Below are 1,009 nucleotides of genomic sequence, written 5' to 3' on the forward strand. Positions count from 1 at the left end.
GCGATCTCGCTGCTGATACCAGCTTCGATGCCACGGTTGCAGGCACCGATGCCGCGGGTAATCCGTTTACTGCTACGACTACTTCGACTCACACGGTTGATACCACAGCGACGGCAACGATCACCGTTAATGACATCACGCCAGATGACATCGTTAACGCGGCTGAAGCAGGAGCAAGCATTAACGTCACTGGTTCAGTGGGCGGCGACGCGACCGTTGGCGATGCTGTTAGCTTTACCATTAATGGTACGCCGTACAGCGGCACCGTGCTGGCAGGTAATACCTTCAGTATTGCGGTAGCCGGTAGCGATCTCGCTGCTGATACCAGCTTCGATGCCACGGTTGCAGGCACCGATGCCGCGGGTAATCCGTTCACGGCAACGACGACCTCAACGCACACCGTTGATACGTCTGCTGCGGCAACGATCACCGTTAATGACATCACCCCAGATGACATCGTGAACGCAGCGGAAGCCGGAACAGCCATCAACGTCACCGGTACCGTTGGCGGCGATGCAACCGTTGGTGACGCAATCAGCTTTACCATTAACGGCACGCCTTACAGCGGTACCGTGCTGGCTGGCAACACCTTCAGCATTGCGGTTGATGGCGCGGACCTTGCGGCGGATACCAGCTTCGATGCGACAGTGACTGGCACCGATGCCGCGGGTAATCCGTTCACGGCAACGACAACCTCGACGCACACGGTTGATACCACTGCGACCGCAACAATCACGGTTAACGACATCACGCCTGATGACATCGTTAACGCGGCCGAGACTGGCACCACCATTAATGTGACTGGCTCTGTTGGCGGCGATGCAAGCGTTGGTGACGCAATTAGCTTCACCATTAACGGCACGCCCTACAGCGGTACCGTCTTGGCGGGCAACACCTACAGCATTGCGGTTGATGGCGCAGACTTGGCGGCCGACACCAGCTTCGATGCCACCGTAACGGGTACTGACGCGGCAGGTAATCCATTTACCGCAACCACGACTTCAACGCA

General features: G+C 57.5%; 1 protein-coding gene. It reads left to right on the forward strand.

What is annotated here, in order from left to right; genetic code table 11:
* On the forward strand, positions 1 to 1,009 hold a 1,009-nt coding region (locus tag ABD836_RS19410; RefSeq protein ID WP_344939316.1), incomplete at both ends, for an Ig-like domain-containing protein.

The organism is Zhongshania borealis (genome assembly GCF_039539625.1).
Classification (GTDB): domain Bacteria; phylum Pseudomonadota; class Gammaproteobacteria; order Pseudomonadales; family Spongiibacteraceae; genus Spongiibacter; species Spongiibacter borealis.